The 19,354-nt window shown below is 71.9% G+C and carries 23 protein-coding genes; 13 read left to right on the top strand and 10 right to left on the bottom strand.

The genetic code is table 11. The features are described from left to right. Positions 1–160: 160 nt before the first annotated feature. The 4 genes from EV382_RS03600 to EV382_RS03585 all read left to right on the top strand — a co-directional run bounded on the left by EV382_RS03600 (position 161) and on the right by EV382_RS03585 (position 2,541). On the top strand, positions 161–1,150 hold the full coding sequence (locus EV382_RS03600; RefSeq protein WP_130400222.1) for a YihY/virulence factor BrkB family protein: 990 nt from the start codon (positions 161–163) through the stop codon (positions 1,148–1,150). A 102-nt stretch (positions 1,151–1,252) separates the two neighbouring features. Further along, complete coding sequence (locus EV382_RS03595; protein WP_130400221.1) at positions 1,253–1,669, top strand: DUF2795 domain-containing protein; 417 nt, start codon at positions 1,253–1,255, stop codon at positions 1,667–1,669. Positions 1,670–1,721: 52 nt separating this feature from the next. Then, on the top strand, positions 1,722–2,189 hold the full coding sequence (locus EV382_RS03590) for an SRPBCC family protein (RefSeq protein WP_130400220.1): 468 nt from the start codon (positions 1,722–1,724) through the stop codon (positions 2,187–2,189). A 91-nt stretch (positions 2,190–2,280) separates the two neighbouring features. Continuing rightward, positions 2,281–2,541 (top strand): hypothetical protein, encoded by a 261-nt coding sequence (locus EV382_RS03585; RefSeq protein WP_130400219.1) that lies wholly within the window; start codon positions 2,281–2,283, stop codon positions 2,539–2,541. On the opposite strand, the gene EV382_RS03580 is transcribed toward EV382_RS03585, so the two are convergent. Further along, positions 2,499–3,818: an MFS transporter gene (locus EV382_RS03580; protein ID WP_130400218.1), complete on the bottom strand. Its 1,320-nt coding sequence runs from the start codon at positions 3,816–3,818 to the stop codon at positions 2,499–2,501. The two genes, EV382_RS03585 and EV382_RS03580, sit on opposite strands and share 43 nt — an antisense overlap. 157 nt (positions 3,819–3,975) lie before the next feature. Here EV382_RS03580 and EV382_RS03575 point away from each other — a divergent pair, with 157 nt between their 5' ends. Further along, positions 3,976–4,185: a hypothetical protein gene (locus EV382_RS03575; protein WP_130400217.1), complete on the top strand. Its 210-nt coding sequence runs from the start codon at positions 3,976–3,978 to the stop codon at positions 4,183–4,185. Here the strand turns inward: EV382_RS03575 and EV382_RS03570 are convergent. After that, positions 4,182–4,631, bottom strand: coding sequence for a hypothetical protein (locus EV382_RS03570; protein ID WP_130400216.1), 450 nt, complete (start codon positions 4,629–4,631; stop codon positions 4,182–4,184). The two genes, EV382_RS03575 and EV382_RS03570, sit on opposite strands and share 4 nt — an antisense overlap. A 163-nt stretch (positions 4,632–4,794) precedes the next feature. Here EV382_RS03570 and EV382_RS03565 point away from each other — a divergent pair, with 163 nt between their 5' ends. After that, positions 4,795–5,148 carry a DUF6401 family natural product biosynthesis protein gene (locus EV382_RS03565; RefSeq protein ID WP_130400215.1) on the top strand — a complete coding sequence of 118 codons (354 nt, stop codon included), beginning with the start codon at positions 4,795–4,797 and terminating at the stop codon, positions 5,146–5,148. Positions 5,149–5,216: 68 nt separating this feature from the next. On the opposite strand, the gene EV382_RS03560 is transcribed toward EV382_RS03565, so the two are convergent. Next, positions 5,217–6,026 (bottom strand): mechanosensitive ion channel family protein, encoded by an 810-nt coding sequence (locus tag EV382_RS03560; protein ID WP_130400214.1) that lies wholly within the window; start codon positions 6,024–6,026, stop codon positions 5,217–5,219. 198 nt (positions 6,027–6,224) lie between these two features. Here EV382_RS03560 and EV382_RS03555 point away from each other — a divergent pair, with 198 nt between their 5' ends. The 3 genes from EV382_RS03555 to EV382_RS03545 all read left to right on the top strand — a co-directional run bounded on the left by EV382_RS03555 (position 6,225) and on the right by EV382_RS03545 (position 10,463). Next, a complete protein-coding gene (locus tag EV382_RS03555) occupies positions 6,225–8,357 on the top strand; it encodes an ATP-binding SpoIIE family protein phosphatase (protein ID WP_130400213.1) in 2,133 nt (710 codons plus the stop codon). 26 nt (positions 8,358–8,383) lie between these two features. Beyond that, a complete protein-coding gene (locus EV382_RS03550) occupies positions 8,384–9,061 on the top strand; it encodes an HAD family hydrolase (RefSeq protein ID WP_130400212.1) in 678 nt (225 codons plus the stop codon). Positions 9,062–9,167: 106 nt separating this feature from the next. Then, positions 9,168–10,463 (top strand): cation:proton antiporter, encoded by a 1,296-nt coding sequence (locus EV382_RS03545; protein WP_130400211.1) that lies wholly within the window; start codon positions 9,168–9,170, stop codon positions 10,461–10,463. 35 nt (positions 10,464–10,498) lie between these two features. On the opposite strand, the gene EV382_RS03540 is transcribed toward EV382_RS03545, so the two are convergent. The 3 genes from EV382_RS03540 to EV382_RS03530 all read right to left on the bottom strand — a co-directional run bounded on the left by EV382_RS03540 (position 10,499) and on the right by EV382_RS03530 (position 13,862). Next, complete coding sequence (locus EV382_RS03540; RefSeq protein WP_208758556.1) at positions 10,499–11,437, bottom strand: NAD(P)/FAD-dependent oxidoreductase; 939 nt, start codon at positions 11,435–11,437, stop codon at positions 10,499–10,501. Positions 11,438–11,512: 75 nt separating this feature from the next. After that, positions 11,513–12,013: a metallophosphoesterase family protein gene (locus tag EV382_RS03535; protein WP_130400209.1), complete on the bottom strand. Its 501-nt coding sequence runs from the start codon at positions 12,011–12,013 to the stop codon at positions 11,513–11,515. A gap of 16 nt (positions 12,014–12,029) precedes the next feature. Next, on the bottom strand, positions 12,030–13,862 hold the full coding sequence (locus EV382_RS03530) for a glycoside hydrolase family 15 protein (RefSeq protein WP_130400208.1): 1,833 nt from the start codon (positions 13,860–13,862) through the stop codon (positions 12,030–12,032). 111 nt (positions 13,863–13,973) lie between these two features. On the opposite strand from EV382_RS03530, the gene EV382_RS03525 reads away from it, so the two are divergent. Next, positions 13,974–14,561, top strand: coding sequence for a YflT domain-containing protein (locus tag EV382_RS03525; protein ID WP_130400207.1), 588 nt, complete (start codon positions 13,974–13,976; stop codon positions 14,559–14,561). A gap of 44 nt (positions 14,562–14,605) precedes the next feature. Here the strand turns inward: EV382_RS03525 and EV382_RS03520 are convergent, their stop codons facing one another. Beyond that, positions 14,606–15,193 (bottom strand): DUF1684 domain-containing protein, encoded by a 588-nt coding sequence (locus tag EV382_RS03520; RefSeq protein ID WP_130408402.1) that lies wholly within the window; start codon positions 15,191–15,193, stop codon positions 14,606–14,608. Then, positions 15,190–15,591, bottom strand: coding sequence for a winged helix-turn-helix transcriptional regulator (locus EV382_RS03515; RefSeq protein WP_165435706.1), 402 nt, complete (start codon positions 15,589–15,591; stop codon positions 15,190–15,192). Before EV382_RS03515 ends, EV382_RS03520 begins: the two co-directional genes overlap by 4 nt. Positions 15,592–15,685: 94 nt before the next feature. Here EV382_RS03515 and EV382_RS03510 point away from each other — a divergent pair, with 94 nt between their 5' ends. Beyond that, positions 15,686–16,690, top strand: a complete 1,005-nt coding sequence (locus EV382_RS03510; protein WP_130400205.1) for a hypothetical protein — start codon at positions 15,686–15,688, stop codon at positions 16,688–16,690. Positions 16,691–16,856: 166 nt separating this feature from the next. Here EV382_RS03510 and EV382_RS03505 read toward each other — a convergent pair whose 3' ends face one another. Next, entirely contained in the window at positions 16,857–17,426 is a 570-nt protein-coding gene (locus tag EV382_RS03505) for a TetR/AcrR family transcriptional regulator (protein ID WP_130400204.1), read from the bottom strand. A 60-nt stretch (positions 17,427–17,486) separates the two neighbouring features. On the opposite strand from EV382_RS03505, the gene EV382_RS03500 reads away from it, so the two are divergent. Then, on the top strand, positions 17,487–17,975 hold the full coding sequence (locus EV382_RS03500; protein WP_130400203.1) for an FBP domain-containing protein: 489 nt from the start codon (positions 17,487–17,489) through the stop codon (positions 17,973–17,975). A gap of 199 nt (positions 17,976–18,174) precedes the next feature. Here the strand turns inward: EV382_RS03500 and EV382_RS03495 are convergent, their stop codons facing one another. Continuing rightward, complete coding sequence (locus EV382_RS03495; protein ID WP_130400202.1) at positions 18,175–18,708, bottom strand: GNAT family N-acetyltransferase; 534 nt, start codon at positions 18,706–18,708, stop codon at positions 18,175–18,177. 157 nt (positions 18,709–18,865) lie between these two features. Here EV382_RS03495 and EV382_RS03490 point away from each other — a divergent pair, with 157 nt between their 5' ends. Then, a complete protein-coding gene (locus tag EV382_RS03490; RefSeq protein ID WP_130400201.1) occupies positions 18,866–19,348 on the top strand; it encodes a MarR family winged helix-turn-helix transcriptional regulator in 483 nt (160 codons plus the stop codon). The last annotated feature ends 6 nt before the right edge of the window (positions 19,349–19,354 follow it).

Raw genomic sequence — 19,354 nt, 5'->3', positions numbered from 1 at the left:
TCGACAGGGTCACTGTGACCGTTCCCCGGTGACGCGGCGGCAAACCCTAGCGGCACCGCCCGGGAGCTGGGCGGGTTTGTCGATTTCCCCATCCGGGTACCGCCGGCCCAGGCCAGACCGGACGACCGGTCATCCGGTGGCCGGGGCGCAGGGAGCGGGCATGACGACCACGGACCCCGGTACGACGCTCGGCGGCGGCACCCGGCCCGCCCGGGTGCCCCGGCGGATGCGGCAGCTGAGCTGGCGGACCTGGCGTGGGGTGCTGGTGCGCAGCGTGCGGAACTTCGTCACCGACAACTGCTCCGACTGGGCTGCCGCGCTGACCTATTACGGCGTGCTCGCGCTCTTCCCGTCCGCCATCGTGGTGGTGGCGCTTGTCGGCCTGGTCTCCTCGGGTGAGCAGACCGTCGACACCGTCGTCGACCTGGCCAACCAGGTGGGTGCCGGGTCGGTGCTGACCGACGACGAGGGCGGCGTGGTCGGGGTGATCCGGTCGGTGGTGCTGGAGCAGAGCAACCCGAAGCTGCTGCTGAGCTTCGGCCTGCTCGGCGCGCTGTGGTCCGCGTCGGGTTTCATCGGCGCGTTCACCCGGGCCTCGAACGCCGTGTACGGGGTGACCGAGGGCCGCCCGGTCTGGAAGCTTCGGCCGCTGCAGATCGGCCTGGCGGCGATCACGCTGGTGCTGCTCGCGGTGGTCGCGCTCGGCCTGATCGTCAGTGGGCCGGTCACCGATGCGGTCGGCGACCTGATCAACGCCGGTGGTCTGGCCCGTACGACGTGGAGCGTGGCGAAGTGGCCGGCCCTCGCCATGATCATGATGGTGCTGCTGTCCCTGCTGTTCTGGATCGCGCCGAACGTACGCCAGCCCCGGTTCCGCTGGCTCACCCCCGGCGGTGCGGTGGCCCTGGTCTCCTGGGCGGCGGCCTCCTTCGGATTCGGCCTCTACGTGGCCAACTTCGGCTCGTACGACACCACCTACGGCAGCCTGGGCGCGGCCATCGCGTTCCTGGTCTGGCTCTACCTGTCCAACTCGGCGTTGATGCTGGGCGTGCAGATCAACGCCGAGGTGCAGCGTGGGCGGCAGTTGCAGGCCGGCGACCCGGACCCGGAGGAGCCGGTGCTGCCGCCGCGCCGCCCCGCCGACGACTGAGTCTCCGGTTTCGGCGCGACTGTCCGGTCCGCGCCCGGGGCGAGGGCCGGTTCGTGGCCCGGTGCCGGTTTATCGGGTGGGGTGCCGGGTAGCGCAGAAGGCATGGAGCGTGGCAACAGCAAGCACGGACCGAGGATCGACGAACAGATGAGTCAGGAGGTCAGCGGCCTGGTACAGGGGCCGGGGACCGGTGGCTCTCGGGTCGATGAGTCGCGGGTGCCGGAGCCGGCTGGCGAGGACCAGCCGGAGACGACCACCGCCCCGGCCGGTGACCTGCGCACCGGCACCCCACAGGGCATGAGCTCCACGGACGTCGAGCAGCGCAGCCGGCTCGGCCGGTTCATCTCGATGAGCGCGCTGCCGGGCGACCGTCTGGTGCTCATCGCCAGCGCCCGCGAGAACGAGGCGCCGGACGACATCGTGGCGGCGCTGGAACGGCTGCCCGACGGCACCGTCTATCAGACGGTCTCCGAGGTGTGGGCGGCGCTGGGCCACAAGAACGAGACAACTCGCTGGTGAGCCGGGTCGCCCCCGACCCGACACGCCACCGGCGGCTGAAGGAGGTTCCCCGATGAGTGGCGTTACCGAACATGTGGACGTTTCCGTGCCCGTACGCACCGCGTACGACCAGTGGACGCAGTTCGAGGAGTTCCCCGAGTTCATGGAGGGTGTGCAGGAGGTCCGGCAGCTCTCCGACACGATGACCCACTGGACGGTGGACATCGCCGGGGTGAAGCGGGAGTTCGACGCCGAGATCACCGAACAGCTCCCCGACGAGCGGGTCGCCTGGCGCTCGACCGGCGGCACCCAGCAGGCCGGCGTGGTGACCTTCCACCGACTGGACCAGGACAAGACCCGGGTCACCCTGCAACTCGAGTTCGAGCCGCACGGTGTGGTCGAGCAGGCCGGCGACAAGCTCGGCATCGTCGACCGGCGGGCCAAGGGCGACCTGGAGCGGTTCAAGACCTACATCGAGCGGCGTGGTCAGGAGACCGGCGCCTGGCGCGGGCAGGTCGACCGCCCCAGCCGTGACCCCTGAGCAGTGACCTGCGATGGCCGCCGGGATTCCCGGCGGCCATCGCCGTATCCGAGCCAGTTTGCGATCATCGGGCCCGGGTACCGCAGAAGGTATGACCGACGACAACATCAGGGTGTGGCGGGACGAGGAGCGACTTCCGTTGGAGGAGTTGGAGCGCGCCGTGTCGGGCTCCAGCCTCGACGGGCAGGCCGACGACGTGACCGGCAACGACGCCGGTGAGGAGGCCGCGTTCGGGCACGGGCCGGCCGCGTCGGACCGGGCCGGGCAGGCCCAGGGCAACAGCCGGGAGGACACCGACCCGCAGCGCGCCTACCGTCCGTCCACCACCGGCCGGACCGGGCCGGACGTCTGAGCCTCGACCGTGGGCTGGGCGGGCACCGCTGGCGCGGGGGGTCCGACGCGGGGTCGGCGGGCGCCCCACTCGTAGAGCGCGACCAGCGCCAGCGCGAGCACCAGCAGGGCCGAGCCCAGCACCTCCACCGACATGTTGCCGATCAGCACACCCAGCCCGGCCGGAACGAGCGCCGCACCGGTGCCCGCGGCGCCGATCTGGAGCCCGATGGCGCGGTCCGCGTGCGCCGCGCCGACCCGTTCCGCGGTGGTGAGGGTGAGCAGCGGGAACACCGGCGCGGCGGCGAAGCCGACCACGACCAGGCCGAGCACCGCCAGGGCGGCCGGCCCAGGCACGGCGACCAGCGCCGCGCCGACGGCCATGCCGGCCAGGCTGACGCGCAGCACCAGGCCCGCCCCCAGGCGCTCGGCCACCAGACCCTGCACGACCCGGCCAACGAAGAGGCTGCCCCAGTACGCGGAGACGCAGCCCCCGGCCAGCGCGGCGCCGAGCCCGCGACCCTCGGTCAGCAGCAGGAACGCCCACAGCCCAGCGGACACCTCGATCGCCACGTACAGCACGAAGGCGAGCGTCCCCGACCAGACCGCCGGCAGCCGCAGGGTGTCCCGAACCGGAACCCGGACGATCGGTGCCGGCCCGGCGTCCGTCGCGGCGGGCTCGTCCTGGCCGGTCGCGCCCGCTGCGGCATCCGTCCCGGCGCCGGCCGGGACGTCACGGTGCCAGGCCCGCACGGTGAGCACGAACGCGGCGGCGAGGACGAGTTGGGCGGCGGCCACGATGCCGTACCCCCAGCGCCAGGCGAGCCCGCTGCTCAGCACCCCGGTCATGATCAGCGGACCGATGGCCACGCCGAGGCCGAAGAAGGCGTGCAACCAGTTCATGTGGCGGGGCCCGAAGGCCCCGGCGGCGTACGCGTTGAGCCCGGAGTCGACAGCGCCGGAGCCGAGCCCGAGCACCAGCGCACAGCCCACCAGCACCGCCAGCACGGGGCTCACCGAGTAGCCGGTCAGCGCCAGGCTGGCCAGCGCTGTGCTGCCGGCGAGCAGGGCGCCGACGCCGATCCGGGCCAGCGTGAAGCCGGCCAGCACGCTGGAGGTGAGATAGCCGAGGGTGCCGGCGGTGAGCACCCATCCGACCGCCTCGGTCGGCACGTCGAAGTCGCCCCGGATCGAGGGCCAGCTGACGCCGAGCAGTCCGTCGGGCAGGCCGAGACTGACGAACGCGAGGTAGGACAGCAGGAGCAGTGCGGCGCGGGGGCGCGCGGACGGGGTGGACACGAGACACCATCCTGCCGCAGGGCACCTTAGCGCCGCCGGCAGCCGAGCCCTCGGCGCGCGAAGAAGTCGCGTCCGTACGGTCGGAAAAACGGACAGCTCAGCCAGAATCGGCCGATCGGAGGACGGCAATCCGGAGACTTCGCGTAAGAATTTCGGGATGCATCAAGGCCCCGGAATCCTCTCCCCGCGTCAGCGCCGGCTCGCCTGGCTCGGGTTCCTGCTCGCCGCGCTCCAGGCGCCCGTGTCCGCCTGGCTCGTCGCCGACGAGTCGTGGCTGTTCAGCCTGTGCGTCGCGCTGATGGTGGCCACCGTGATCATCGCCGACGACGCGGCCCGGCGACGCCCGGCCGACGCGACCAGCGACTAGCCTGCGCTACCCGGCTGGGCCTCGTGGCCCGGCCGACCCGGGCTTCGGCGGCGCTCCTTCATCTCCGCCTCGTAGAGGTGACGCCGCCCGCCCACCAGGTCGTCGCGGGCCTGCTGGTCCACCTCCCGAAACAACGCGTGGTAGCCGTCGTCGAAGTCCTCGACGATCTGGAACGTCCACCGTCCGGCGATGACGTTGCGGCCGCGCAGTTCCGTGGCGATCCGGTCGGCGAGGTGCGGATGCCCGGCGGCGCGGAACCGCTGCACCGCGTCGTCGAGCATCAGGTCGGCGTGGCCGATCAACTGGTGCATCGAGTAGAGGTGCCCCCGGGCCCGCTCCACACACTCCAGCGCCTCGCTGAGCTTGCCGAGCGCGGCGACCGTCGCGTCGCTGACCCCGTCCGGCCGCCGGTGCCGCTCATCCGGTCCGTCCGCCTGCTGTGCCATCCGTGCCTCCGTGCCGTGTGCCGCCATCCGTGCGTGCTTCTCCTGCTGCCCCGTCTGTGCCGGATCAACCCCCGGGGCCAGCGGCGATTGCCTCAGTGGCGCAGCCGACATCCACCGAGCGGCCGAGGTCGACCCGGTCACCGGTCGGTTAGCCTCGGTCACCATGCGTGTGCCGTTCACCCGGGTCGCCCCCCGTACCGCCGTCGACTCGGCGCGGTCCACCCTGGCCGCCCTCACCGTCTCCGTGGGCACTGTCGGGCTCACCGCCGCCGCCGCACGACCGGGGCTGCTGGCCCTCGTCGACCAGCACGCGGCCGCGATTCGGGACAGCCTCGACGGGGACCGCACGCCGCTGACCGTCGCGGCCCTGGCCGGCTACGCAGAGGGGGTGCGGGCCGCCGCCCTGGAGCACGGGTGGACGCCGCCCACCGGGCCGGTGGACTGGAGCCACCCGGACTGGCCGCTCACCCGCCTGGTCGCGGTCTGCGCCCTGGCGCGCGCCCTCGACCGGGACTGACGCGCGCGGGGAGGGCACCCCGCGTGGTCCGCGGGACACCCTCCCCACCTGTCGTGCCGTTTCGCCCGCTACGAGCGGTACTGCTGGGCTTCGTCCACCCGGGGCATGGCCTGGGTGCGGTCGCCCCCGCGGTCGGCCATCTGCCGCTCCACGTCGCTGCGACCGGCCGCCGTGGCCTGCCGCTGCTGCTGCACCGCCCGAGCCTCCTGGGCCGCCCGGTGCAGCCAGCCGTCCCAGCGGTTCTGCATCGGCTTCACCAGACCACCGCCGACGCCGACGATCAGGATGCCGGCCACCGTGGCGAGCACCGCGATCAGCACCGGAGTGGTCACCGTGGTGGCGATACCCACCTGGTTCAGGGCGGCGATCACACCGAGCGCGATGATGAAGATCGCCGTCAGGTCGGCCAGGATCTTGCCGTACGAGAGCCCGCCCAGCGCCCCGGTGACCAGATCGCGCACCGCGTTGGCGATCGCTGCCGCCACCACCACGATGACGATCGCGATGAAGGCACGCGGCAGCCAGGCCACCACGCCGCTGATCAGGTCACTGATCGCGTTGGGCCCCCAGACTCCGAAGGCGAACTGCAGCGTGAACAGCAGGACGGCGTAGTACGCCAACCTGGCCAGAATGTCGCTGGCGTCGTACTTCGTTCTCTCCAGGGCCCGTTTGATGCCACCGCGTTCGACCGCCTGGTCGAAACGCACCCGTTCCAGCACCGTATCCACGATTTTCAGGACGGCTCTGGCGATGATCCAGCCGACCACGAGGATGACGATGAAGGCCACTGCCTTCGGGATGAAGAGCAGCACCGACCTCCAGGTGTCGGCGATGGCATCGCCGATGTCGGCCTGCCGGACCGCGAGGGTTTTCAGCATGATGTCCCTCCTGTCGCATGGACTGCGCCGGGCGCATACCCGGCAACCCGTCCAGCAGTCCGCGCAGCGCGTGGCGTTTTTTGCCAGAGACCTCCGGACCGGGGTTCTGAACTGCCCGAACGGTCACCGCGACCGACGCGACGACGGCCCGCCGCCGTGATCGGACGCCTTTTCCGATCGGCCGACTAGGCTGCGAACATGCCAGGAACGGTCGGGCGGGTCCCCACGCCAGCAACTCCGGGCCCGGGCGCACCCACCGGCCCGGCCGCCGGCGTGCTCGCCCACGACTGGTCCACCACCGCGCTGGGCCCGGCCGACGACTGGGACGTCGCCCTCCGCGCCGTGGTGGAGCTGATCCTCGCCTCGCCGATGCCGATGGCCCTGGCGTACGGCGACGACCTCGTGCTGCTCTACAACGCCGGCTACGCCGACCTGTTGGGCAGCAAGCACCCGGGTGCCCTCGGCCGTCCGGCCGCCGAGGTGTTCGCGGAGATCTGGGCGCTGCCCGGCGTCGGTGCGGTGATCGAGCGCAGCTACCGGCAGGGGGTGCCCTTCCTGGAGAAGGAGTCCACCCTGCCGCTGGTGCGTGGGCACTCCGCGACGGTGGAGCAGGCGGTCTTCACCCGGGGCTACTCGCCGGTGCGCGACAGCGCCGGGCGGATCGTCGGCGTGTTGACGGTCGCGGCCGAGACCACCCACGTCACCGAGCAGTTGCAGAGCCTCAGTGAGGTGGCCGCGGCGCTCGCCGGCACCCTCACCCTCGACGACGTGGCCCGGGTGGCGCTGCGGTACGCGATCACCACGTTCGACCCCGACCAGGCCTCGTTCGCGGTCGACGAGGGCGGCGGCGGTTGGCGGATGGTGCGTCGGGTCCGTGGCGAGTTGCTGGACGAGGCCGACGAGCGGCTTCCCCCGCTCTGGCGGCGCGCGGCGGCGGACTGGCCGGCCCCCGTGGTGCAGGCGGCACGCTCCGGCGGTCCGTCGTTCACCCGGGACGGGCAACCGCTGCGGGACACCGCCGTGGACCGCCACGACCAGAAGGTCCGCTCGATGGCGGCCCTGCCGTTGGGCACCTCGGTGGTTCGCGGCGGTCTGGCGGTCGGCTACCAGGTCCCGCACACCTGGTCACCCGCCGAGCGGGCGCTGCTGGCCGCCTCGGCCGAGCTGATCGGCCAGGCGGCCGAGCGGGCCCGCCGGTTCGAGACCCAGCACGGCACCGCCCAGCTGTTGCAGCGCAGCATGTTGCCGGAGCACCTACCGGATCTGCCCCGGTTGCGGATAGCGGCCCGCTACGACCCGGGCGTGGACGGCAACGCGGCCGGCGGCGACTTCTACGACGCGTTCCTGCTGCCCAACGGCTCGCTCGGGGTGGTGCTGGGCGACGTCGCCGGGCATGACGTGCAGGCCGCCGCGCGGATGGGGCAGGTCCGGGCCGCGCTGCGCGCCCTGGCCCTGGCCGACCCGGCACCGGACGCGGTCCTGGCCGGCCTGGACCGGCTGGTGGCCAGCCTCGGCGCGGAGGCCGGCACCTACGAACTCTTCGTCACCGTGGCGTTCGGTGTGATCGACGCGGAGCGGCGGGAGCTGGCCCTGTCCAGCGCCGGTCACCCCGCGCCGCTGATCCGTCGCGCCGACCCGGATGGTCGGTTCCACGCCGAGTACGTCGACGTTCCGGCCGGGCCCCCGCTGGGGCTGGGCGGCCGGCCGGGCACCACGACCGTCGCGTTCCGGCCCGGTGACACCCTGCTGCTGTTCAGCGACGGGGTGGTGGAGCGTCGCCGGCAGAGCCTGAGCGCCGGGCTGTCCACCCTGAGCGAGGCCGTCGCCAAGGCCGGTAGCGGCGACCCGCGGGCGCTCTGCGCGGTGGCCACGGCGGCGGTCCCCGGCGGCACCGAGGACGACGTGGCCGTGTTGGCGGTAGAGCACGCACTCACACCGAGTCGTTCGGCGAGCATGGAGGTGCCGGCGGAGCCGACCGCGCCTAGCCGGGTCCGGCACTGGCTGACCGGCCAGCTCACCGAGTGGCAGGTGCCCGAGTCGGTGATCGGGGCGGCGGTGCTCTGCACCAGCGAACTGACCACCAACGCGTTGCTGCACGCCGGCACGGCGGCCCGGGTGGAGATCGACCTCAGCGCCGAGCGGTTGCTCGTCTCGGTCGCTGATTCCGGCACCCGGGGCACGGTGACCCGGGCCCGTACCGACACGCTGAGCAGCCGTGGCCGCGGCCTGGGCCTGATCGAGGAGCTCAGCGACGCCTGGGGCACCGACCCGTCGGTACGCGGCTCCACGGTCTGGTTCGAGATCCTCACGCCACCGACCGGGCGCCGCTGAGACCACGAATCGGTTTGGAGAACGCCGTGACCACCGACCGGCCCGCCGGAGTGCTCTTCGACGTCGACGGCACCCTGGTCGACACCACCTACCTGCACACGGTGAGTTGGTGGGAGGCGTTACGCCAGACCGATCAGCCGGTGCCGATGGCGACGGTGCACCGCTCGATCGGGATGGGATCGGACAAACTTTTGGACCACCTTCTCGGCCCGGAGCGGGACCGCGACGCCGACTCGAAGCTGCGCGACGCGCACGACACCCTCTACGCCGAGTACTGGGAACGACTGACCCCGTTGCCCCGGGCGGCGGATCTGTTGCGTGCGTGCGCCGACCGGGGGCTGCGGGTGGTGCTCGCCACCTCGGCCACGGAGGCCGAGGTGGGCGCGCTGCGGCGGGCGTTGGCGGCCGATGACGTGATCGACACGATCACCTCCTCCGCGGACGCCCAGCAGAGCAAGCCGGCACCGGACATCCTGGTCGCCGCGCTGGCGCAGTCCGGGTTGGCCGCCGAGCGGGTGGTCTTCGTCGGCGACTCGGTGTGGGACATCGTCGCGGCCGGGGCGTTGAACATCCCGTGTGTGGGCCTGACCTGCGGTGGTACCAGCCGTGGCGAGCTGGCCGGAGCGGGTGCCGTGGCGGTGTACGACGACCCGGGCGCGCTGTTGGCCGAGTTGGCCGACTCCCCGATCGCCCGACCACGCTGAGGGTCACTCCGATCCACCGGCACGGCCACGCATAGCCGGAGCCCTTGCGGGGCAAGGTCTCTCACCACCTGCCCGCGCCTCGCGGGTGCGGCTGGAGGGTGGTGCCGTGGAGCCGGTGGATGTGGCGTTCGCGTTGGTGGGCCTGGGCGCTCTGCTCGCGGGCATCCTGCCCCGGGTGCTGGAGCGCCGCCCGCTGTCCATGCCGATCGCCTTCCTCGCCCTCGGCATGCTGGTCTTCCTGCTGCCGGTCGGGCTGCCGTCACCGGATCCCCTGGCCCACCCGGAGCTGACCACCCACCTCACCGAGATCGGCGTGATCGTCGCGCTGATGGGTGCCGGGCTGAAGATCGACCGGCCGTTGAGTTGGCGGCGGTGGTCGTCCACCTGGCGGCTGCTGGCCGTCGCGATGCCCCTGTGCATCGCGACGGTGGCGCTGCTCGGCTGGTGGTGGGCGGGGCTGGTGCCGGCCACCGCGCTGCTGTTGGGGGCCGCGCTGGCCCCCACCGATCCGGTGCTCGCCGCCGACGTGCAGGTCGGCGAGCCGACCGACGTGGAGGACTCCGAGGACGAGGTCCGCTTCGCGCTGACCTCCGAGGCCGGCCTCAACGACGGGCTGGCGTTCCCGTTCGTCTACGCCGCGATCGCCATCGCCTCGACCAGCCTCGCCCCGCGCGACTGGATGGCCGAATGGTTCACCGTGGACGTGCTCTGGAAGATCGGCGTCGGCGTCGGCGGTGGCCTGCTCATCGGCTGGCTGCTCGGCAAGCTGTTCTTCCGCGCGCCCAGCGAGCTACGACTGGCCCGGCACGCCGAGGGTTTCCTGGCGCTGGCCGCCACGTTCCTGGCGTACGGGCTGGTGGAGGTGGTCGGCGGGTACGGCTTCCTGGCGGTGTTCGTGGCCGCCCGGGCCATCCGGGCAGCCGAGCGAACCCACGAGTTCCACTCGGTGCTGCACGACTTCGCCGAGCAGGTCGAACGGTTACTCACCCTGGTGTTGTTGCTGCTCCTCGGCGGCGCGATCGTGGGTGGCCTGCTGGGCCCGCTGACCTGGCCGGCGGCGGCCGTCGGGTTGGCGCTGGTGTTCCTGGTGCGGCCACTGATCGGCTGGTTGTCGCTGCGCGGCGCCCCGGGACGCCCGGCCGAACACTGGGTCATCTCGTTGTTCGGCATTCGCGGCGTCGGCTCGTTCTTCTACCTGGCGTACGCCACCACCAAGGCCGACTTCCCGCAGGCCGAGCTGCTCTGGGCGACCGTCGGGCTGGTGGTGCTCGTCTCCGTCGTGGTGCACGGCATCACGGCGACCCCGGTCATGCAACTGCTGGACCGGGAGGGCGAGCGGACCTCCGACCCGGCCGAGCGGGGCACCGACGCTCGACCGGTGGCGGCAGCCGGCCACGCCTGAGCGTGGCTGTCTCAGGCCCGCCGGGCACGGCTGCCTCAGGTCAGCCTGGCGGCCAGCGCCCGGCCGAGGTCCCGGCCGGAGCGCCAGGCGCTCTGCACCCGGGGCTTGCCGAACGCGTCGCCGGCCAGGCCGATCCCGTCGGCGTCGAGGTGGTAGGTGGCGTTGCCGGCGGCGGTGGTCGGCTTCGCGTACGTCCAGCGGTGCACGTGCACGTCGAGGGCCTGCTCGGGCAGTCCGAGCAGATCCCGGACGGCCTGCTCGATCGCCGGGCCGGCCCCGGTGGGTAGGGCCAGGTGCCCGGCCGCGAACTCCGGCACGGTGTGCGCGACCAGCACCGGCGCGCCGTCACCGCGCCGGTCGCCGTCGTCGCAGACGAGGCTGAGCACCGGATGGTCGTTGACGAACGCACCCCGGAAGTCCGGCCAGCGTCGGGTCGGGAAGCGCAGCACCGCGGCCAGCGACGGCGACCAGCGCTGCGCCTGCACGACCCGGGTGGCGTCGGCCAGGGCGGGGTCGAGCAGCAGGGCGGCCTGCGGGCCCGGCATGGCCAGGGCGACGGCCGCGCACGACTCCCCGTCGACGACCGGGCCGGGCTCGACGGTGAGCACCAACCGGTCGACGGTCACCGGCACCGCGCCGGCCAGGTGCTCGACCAACGACCGCAGCCCACGCGGCGCGGCGAAGCGCATCGGCCCGGGCACGTCCTGGCGTCCGTCGCGGTCGTACGACTGGAAGGTGTCAGTCCATTCGCGGACCAGGCCGGCGGCGCGCCACCGCTCGACCTCGGCGGCGAAGTCCGGATCGTCGACGGTGAAGTACGCCGCGCCGATGTCGGCGGGTCGACCCTCAAATCGTTTGCTGGCCATCCGGCCGCCACGGACGTGGCCCCGCTCCCGGACCTGCACGGGCACCCCGGCGCGAACCAGCTCCACCGCGCAGGCGATGCCGGCGATGCCCGCCCCGACCACGACCACACCCGACCGGCCCACCGTCATCAGGTGATCGTAGGTGGCCGGATCGGGGCGCATGAACGACCGGCGCGCGGACGGTCAGCCACGGGTCAGCCGGTGCAGCGTCACCTCGGTCAGGCGGCCGGAACCGATGGTGGCGGTGAGGTAGGTGGCGTGCGGTTGGGCGCGCCGGTCGGTGGGTGAGCCGGGGTTGAGGAGGCGCAGCCCACCCGGCGCCTCGGTGTCCCAGGGAATGTGCGAGTGCCCGAAGACCAGCAGGTCCACGTCGGGGAAGCGGGCGGCACACCGCTTCTCCCGTCCGGTCCGGGGGCCGGTCTCGTGCACCACGGCGACCCGCAGACCGTCGAGGTCGACCCGGGCCACCTCCGGCAGCCGGGCGCGCAGCGCCGGGCCGTCGTTGTTGCCGTACACCCCGATGAGTCGACGCGACCGCGCGGTCATCGCGTCGAGCAGCGTCTCGTCCACCCAGTCGCCGGCGTGCACCACCACGTCCGCCGCCTCGATCGCCGCCCAGAGTGGGCCGGGCAGGTCCCGGGCCCGCTTCGGTACGTGGGTGTCCGCCGTGAGCACCAACCGCATGCCGGCATTCTCCCTCTCAGGAACGCGTCGGGGTGAAGTGCGACGGTGCCATGCCCCGGCCGCGCAGCGTCGGGTCCCGCTCCACGTCGGTGAGCACACCGGCGGCGTTGATCAGACCGATGTGTGAGAAGGCCTGGGGGAAGTTGCCCAGCTGCTCCCCGGTCAGCGGGTCGATCTGCTCGGCGAACAGGCCCAGATCGTTGACCCGGGCGGCCAACGCCCGGAACAGGTCGTGTGCCCGACGCCGCTCACCGGCCAGCGCCAGACAGCCCACCAACCAGAACGAACAGATGACGAACGCCGCCGGGTCACCGTCCCAGCGCCGCAGCAGACCGTCGTGCGACAACCGCTGCTCCACCACCCGCATCGTCGAGCGCATCCGCGGGTCGTCGGCCCGCAGAAACCCCACCAGGGGCATGACCAGCACCGACGCGTCCAGCTCGTCGGATCCGAAAATCCCGGTGTACGACTGGAGCCGCTCGCTCCACCCCCGCTCGAGCACTGTCGCGCGGACCTCGTCGCGGGCGGCCGCCCAGCGGGCCACGTCCTGCGGCTCGCCGAGCAGGTCACCGAAGCGCACCGCCCGGTCCAGGGCGACCCAGCACTGCACCTTCGACGACACGTGGTGGTGTTCGACGCCGCGCTCCTCCCACATTCCCGCGTCCGGCAGCTTCCAGTCCTGCACGGCCTGGTCGGCGAGCACCCGGAGCAGGTGGTAGACGTCCGGGTGGAAGGGCTCCAGCCGGTCGCGCATCAGCCAGGCGGCGTCCATCGTCTCGCCGAAGACGTCGTTCTGCCGTTGCCGCCACGCGTCGTTTCCGATCATCACCGGCACGCTGTCCCGGTAACCGCCGAGCTGGTCCAGTTCGTGCTCGGTGAGGTCCCGTTCCCCGAGCACCCCGTACATGATGGGCACCGGCTTTTCCTCGACCCGGCCCATCGCCCGGCCCAACCAGGCGAACTGCCGCTCCACCTCGTCGTAGCAGGCCGACCGCCACAGCGCCCGCAGGGTGTGGCTGAAATCGCGGACCCAGACGTAGCGGTAGTCGTAGTTGCGGTCTCCGCCGAGCTTCTCCGGCAGCGAGGTGGTCACCGAGGCCACCACCGCGCCGCTGGGCCGGTACGTCATGCCCTGCACCACCAGGGCGCTGCGCCGCACCTGTTCGGCGTAGAGGCCGTCGTACTGGTGCTCTCCGGTCCAGGAGCGCCACCCGGCGACGGTGTCGGCGATGGTCTGGTCGGCCTCGGGCACCTCGGGCGGCGGCGCGTCGTAGGTCGGGGCGTACCCGAGGGCGAAGTTGTACGTGGTGCCGGCTCTGGCGACGAACGTCGCGGTGGCCTCGCCGTCGGTGGGGGTCATCCGCACGCCGCCGCAGCGCAGGGTGAGCCGGGCGGCGCCGGCGATGGCGTCCAGCCGGTCGTCCCGTTCGACCAGGTACGCGATGGTGCGGCCGTACTCGAAGCGCGGCCGGTAGTGCGTTCGCATCGGCACCGCACCGGAGAGCCCCTGCACCGAGCGGACCAGCACCTGCGGTGAGTGCAGTCCGATGTCGTGACCACGGGAGCCGGGTTCGAAGGCGAGCGCGTCGGTGAGCGCCACCTCCCCGTCGGCGGTGCGGAAGACCGTCCGCAGCACCAGGGTGTCCTTGAGATAGCAGCGTTCAACGCTGTAGTCGCCCTCCGGACGGATCGACCAGTGACCGGCGCCGTCGTCGAGCAACCGCCCGAACACCGACGGGGCGTCGAACCGGCCCGGGCACCACCAGTTCACCGAGCCGGTGCGGTCCACCAGTGCGGCGCTGCGGCCGTCGGCGAGGAAGCCGTAGTCGCTGATCTGTCCGCTCTGCACCTGACTGGTTACCCGGGCGGTGCGGGCTCATTCCCCCGCGGCCGGAGCGGCGACCACGCGTTACCGGTCGGCCTGCGGGGGAACCCGGGCAGCTGACGAGGGAGGATGCTCATGACGTCAGCTTCGGGGCCGACCGCCGCCTGGCGGCCCGGCACACAGGGTGGCGACCTGCTTCCGTCCGGCCCGGCCGGCCGCCTGTCGACACCGGCCGGTGACGGCCACGGGCCGCAGGGCGGCCCGCCGACCGTGACGATCGGCTCGTATCCGGATTATCCGACCGCGCAGCGGGTCGTCGACTACCTGGCCGACAACCGCTTTCCGGTGGAGCAGAGCGCCATCGTCGGCACCAACCTGACCCTGGTGGAGACGGTGCTCGGGCGGATGACGACCGGCCGCGCCGGTCTGCTCGGCGCCGGCACCGGCGCCTGGTTCGGGCTCTTCATCGGCCTGTTGTTCGGCATCTTCACGGTCGGCAACTGGTTGGCGGTGATCCTGGTCGGGCTGGTCATCGGCGCGATCTGGGGTGCCGTGTTCGGCGCGGTCGCGCACGCCATGACCGGCGGGCAGCGCGACTTCACCTCGGCCAGCTCACTGCGCGCCGGCCAGTACGCGGTGACCGTCGACGCACAGCTCGCCGACCAGGCGCGACAGTTGCTCGCTCGGTTGCAGCTGCCCCGTTCGGCGGCGGATGCCCGCTGACCGACGATCGACCGGCCGTCCCGGCAGCACGTCGGGGCGGCCGTTCAGTCGTGGTACGCCTGCTCACCGGCCCGCAGCGGCACGTCGACCCGGTTCTCCGGGGGTGCGAGGGGGCAGGCCCAGCGGTCGTCGTAGGCACAGCTCGGGTTGTAGAGGTAGTTGGCGTCCAGCCGGACCCGGTCGCCGGGCAACAGCTCGACGCCCCGGCCGAAGGTGCCCTTCACCGTGTCGGTGAGGTACCGGCCTCCCCCGTAGCTCTCCCGCCCGCAGGTGCCGTCGCGCAGCGGTACGAACAGCCCACCCCCGTACGCCTCGATCCACCACAGGGTCAGCGGCCCCCATGATGTCTCGGCCACCGCGACCCGCCGGTAGGCGACCACCCCGTCCGGGCCGCCGGTGTCGATGCGCAGCTCGCCGCTGGCCGGGCGCAGAGGCGCCTCCAGCACGGCGTCCGGGTTGGCGGGGAAGTAGCGGACGCCGGTGAAGTCGGCTCGCTCCGCCGGCGGGATCGGACTCTGCGGGTGGGTGGCGAACAGCTCGTCGCGCTGTGCCCGGAACCCGGTCAGGTCGACGTCGGACAGGTACAGCCGGGCCACCCGCTCCCGCCAGTCGGCCAGTTCAAGGTCAGTCAGCATGCCGGGTCCTCGCCGAAAGACAACTCGCCGGACCGGAGGGGCCTGCCACACGCCTGGCAGCGCACCTCGGCGACGAACTCCTGGCCGCAGACGGTGTGGATGAAGTCGACACTGGGCACGTCGTCGTCACTGTAGGTGTCCCCCCAGCGCTTGAGAACAAGGATGACCTGCCCAAGGTCCTTGCCCTTCTGGGTGAGTTCGTACCCCGAGACTTTGCCGTTCTCGGTGGTACATGCCTGGAGGATGCCGGATTGGGCTAGTTTGCGCAGCCGGGCGGCGAGAACGTCCCTGGGCGCGCCGACGACGCGAAGGATCTCGGTGTACCGGGAGGCGCCGAATGCGAGCGCTCGCACGATGTGCAGCGACCACCTGTCGTTGACCGCGTCGAGCGCCACAGCGAGAGAGTCCCGCTCCGGTTTGGATTTCAAACCGTCAGTGCTACGGTTCGCTTGGTTGGACATTCAAACCACACTACCCGAGGAAGCGCCCATGACGTCGCCACCTGAACCACGCACCGACGCAGCAACTCTCGTCGACCAACGCCGAGCCTGGACGACGCTCGTCATCACCGGACTGATCATCGGCACCGCTTTCATCGCGATCTATGTCGGACTGCAACGCGACCCAGAGCCGAGCCGACTGCCGATCGCCGTGGTCAGCGAGCAACTGGCGAACAACGCCCAGGCCGGCTTCGGCAACACAGTGGCCGTCACCGAGGTCGCGAGCGTCGCGGACGGCCGGGCCATGGTGCGACACGGCGATGCCGTCGCCGTCCTCGGCGCGCCCTCCCCCACCACGCTGACACTCGAGTACGCGGGCGCGAGCGGGTTCAGCGAGAGCGGTGCGGCACGTCAACTCGCGGCCGGCCTCGCCACGAAGACGGGGGCGACCGTCCAGGAGAACGACATCGTGCCGCTTGCCACCTACGACAGCCGAGGCCTGTCCGCCTTCTACGTGGTGTTCGGCGTCACCCTGTCGTCGTTCGTCCTCGCGCAAGGGCTCACCGCTGCCGCCGCAAAGGTCCGCCTTCGCCACCGCCTCTACGCGATGGGTGGGTTCGCTGTCGCGATCGGTGTGATCGCAGCGACCGTCGCAGGTCCCGTCTACGGCTCACTGACGGCCCCGTTCCCACTGCTCGCCCTCTCGCTCATCCTCCTGTCCGCCGCGAGCGCCTTCACCACGAAGGCTCTGGGAGCATGGCTCGGGCCGGCGGGCATCGCCCTGGCCGTCCTCACCCTCACGACGATCGGCAACGCGACGAGCGGGGCCACGATCGGGGTCGACCTGCTACCGCAGTGGGCGCAGGCGATATCGGGAAAGCTTCCTCCGGGCGCTGCCGTACGAGCGGTCAACAACTTCGGCTACTTCTCCGGCGCACACACAGTGGCGCCCCTCGCCGTCCTCACCACCTGGTTCCTGGCGGGCCTCGGATTCGTCCTGCTCCGGCAGCGAACCGCCCGACGCCGCCCGCTCACCGCCGAGGCGGGACGATGACCGCCCGGGTCAGTCCCTATCCCACGTTCGTCGGCAACGCTCGACAGGCGATGCGGTTCTACCAGTCGGAACCGACTGGCTGGTGAACGTCACGGCACCGGCGACGCCCTGATCCGCGCACAACCATGAAGATCGGCCGGGCGGGCATCGCGTACCCGCTCGGCCGTCAGCGTGACGGCCAGTTGCTCAGCACGGCGTCGAGGGCGTCCAACGTGCGGGTCCACGAGTCGTCGGTCGGACGGGGGGTGTGCCGGAAGCCGCCGGTCTTCTCCAGGCTGACGAACCCGTGGAACGTGCTGTGCATCATCCGCACCGCGTCGGTCTGGTCGGGCTCGGTGAGGCGGTAGCCACGCAGGATGGCCCGGGTCATCTCCGCGTGCCGAGGGCCGGCGCTCGCCACTGCGGTCTCCGGGTCGAGGTCGATCTGCATCGCCGCGTAGCGGCCCGGGTGTTGCCTCGCGTAGTCCCGGTACGCGTTGGCGAAGGCCACCAGCGCGTCCTTGCCGGCGCGACCGGCGAGGGCGGTGGCGACCCGGTCGGCCAGTTCCGCCAGGGCCAGCAGGGCGATCCGGACACGTAGGTCCCGCGCGTTCTTGATGTGGAAGTACAGGCTCGCGTCCTTGACCCCGAAGTGGCGTGCGACTGCGGCGACCGTCACGTTCTCCACGCCCACCTCGTCGGCCAGCTCGGCCGCGGCCAGCGTCAGGCGCTCGGCGGTAACCCCGGCACGTGCCATGCCGCACACTCCCAACCTATCCCTAATAATCACTTGCCTAGGAGGGCTAGACTACTACCTATGTTGGTCCTGACCGAATCCGCCATCCGCTCGTCCTTCATCAACTGCAGTCGGGGCGAGGCGAAGCGGCTGACCGTACCCAATGATCTTGAAATGCGCCCGTGGGACGACCTCGACTTCCTCGGCTGGCGGGACCCGTCCGCACCACAGCGGGCCTACCTGGTGGCCGAGACCGACGGCGGGCTGGCCGGGGTGGTGCTGCGGGCTGCCACGCACCAGACGGGGCGCGTGCGGCACAGCATGTGCTCGTTCTGCCTGACCACCCACCTGGGCGGAGGCGTCTCGTTGATGACCGCCCCCAAGGCCGGCCCGAGCGGACGGCAGGGTGATTCCGTCGGCACGTACCTGTGCTCCGACCTGGCCTGCTCGTGCTACCTGCGGGGCAAGAAGCGCGCCGGGCCCCCCGCGCCCGAGCCTCTGCCCCTGCCGGAGCGGATCGACCGCGTCAATGCCGCCCTCGCGGCGTTCCTCCGCAAGGTCACCGGGTGACGGCTGGCGCCTGTCCGCGCAGCCCGGGCCGCACTGGTGTCGACCTGTAGAGCTGCCCCATATCTGGTCCACCCCTTCCACACCGTGCCATGCCCAACCACACCGACGCCTGCCCCACCTGTGGGGCAGGTCTACAGGCACGGCGGGGACCTGCACGCCTCGCCTCAGGCCTGGAGGCCGCCCGGAGCGCGGCCCGCGGCTAGCGGTCGGTGGCCAGGCGGGCGTGCAGGTGCTCGTCGTAGCGGCGGCCGTCGCCGTAGCGGTACGACTCGCGCAGCGTGCCCTCGGCCGCGTAGCCGGCGCGCTCGGCCACCCGGCAGGACGCCGGGTTGGCCGCCGCGTGACACAACTCCACCCGGTGCAGCCCGAGGTCCGCGAACGCCCAGTCGGTGAGCCGCACGACGGCCCGCACCGCCACCTGACGCCCACGTGCCGCGGGCACCGTCCAGTAGCCGATGGACGCGCCGCCGTCGTGGATGCTGTGCAGCGACACCGAGCCGAGCAGTTTGCCGTCGGCCGCCGCGGTGACCGCCATCGAGGCATGGGTGCCGGTGGACCAGTCGGCTCGGCGGCGCACCCACCGCAGCGCGACCTCGTCGTCGATCTGGCCGTCACCCTGCGGGTTCCACTGCGCGATGGCCGGATCGCGCAGGGCGTCACGCACCGCGGGAGCGTCCTCGTCTCGCCAGGGGCGCAGCAACAGGTCGGCGGCGGTGAGTTCCACGTGTTCCACGAGGCCGGAGTCTGGCACACCGTACGGCTTGCGCGCCGCCGAATTACCGCAGACTTTGTTCAAAGTTGGACGGCTCTACCCGTAGAGCGTAGAGAAGTGATCCAGGCAACGAACAAACCCGTTAGTTAAATTTTGAAAGAGTGCTACTGTCGTGGGCATGACCGAGAGCCTGGACCGCACCCGAGAGGCCGCCTGGCGGACCTACATCGAGGCCAGCCAGCGCCTCTACACCCAGTTGGAGGAGGATCTGCGGGTCGACAGCGACCTCAGCTTCGCCGACTACCACGTGCTGGTCCTGCTCTCGGAGGCACCCGGGCAGCGCCTCCGGATGGGCGAGCTGGCCAGCCGGTTGATCTTCTCGCCCAGCCGCCTCACCTACCAGGTCTCCTCCATGCAGCGCCGTGGCCTGGTCAGCAAGGAGCCCTGCCCGGACGACCGGCGCGGCAGCGAGGCGGTGCTCACCGCCGCCGGGCTGCTCGCCCTGCGGGAAGCCGCACCCCACCACCTGGCGTCGGTACGCACCCACCTGATGGACGACCTCGACGACGCCGAGGTCGCCTGCCTCACCCGGGTCTTCGACCGGCTCGGCGAGCGCCTGCGGGCATCGCAGGCCAGCTCGACCACCCCTGCCCCACGTTAGGAGCCA

Source organism: Micromonospora violae (assembly GCF_004217135.1).
Taxonomy (GTDB): domain Bacteria; phylum Actinomycetota; class Actinomycetes; order Mycobacteriales; family Micromonosporaceae; genus Micromonospora; species Micromonospora violae.
Note: the sequence above shows the minus strand (reverse complement) of the source record. Positions and strands in the feature narration are given on the sequence as shown.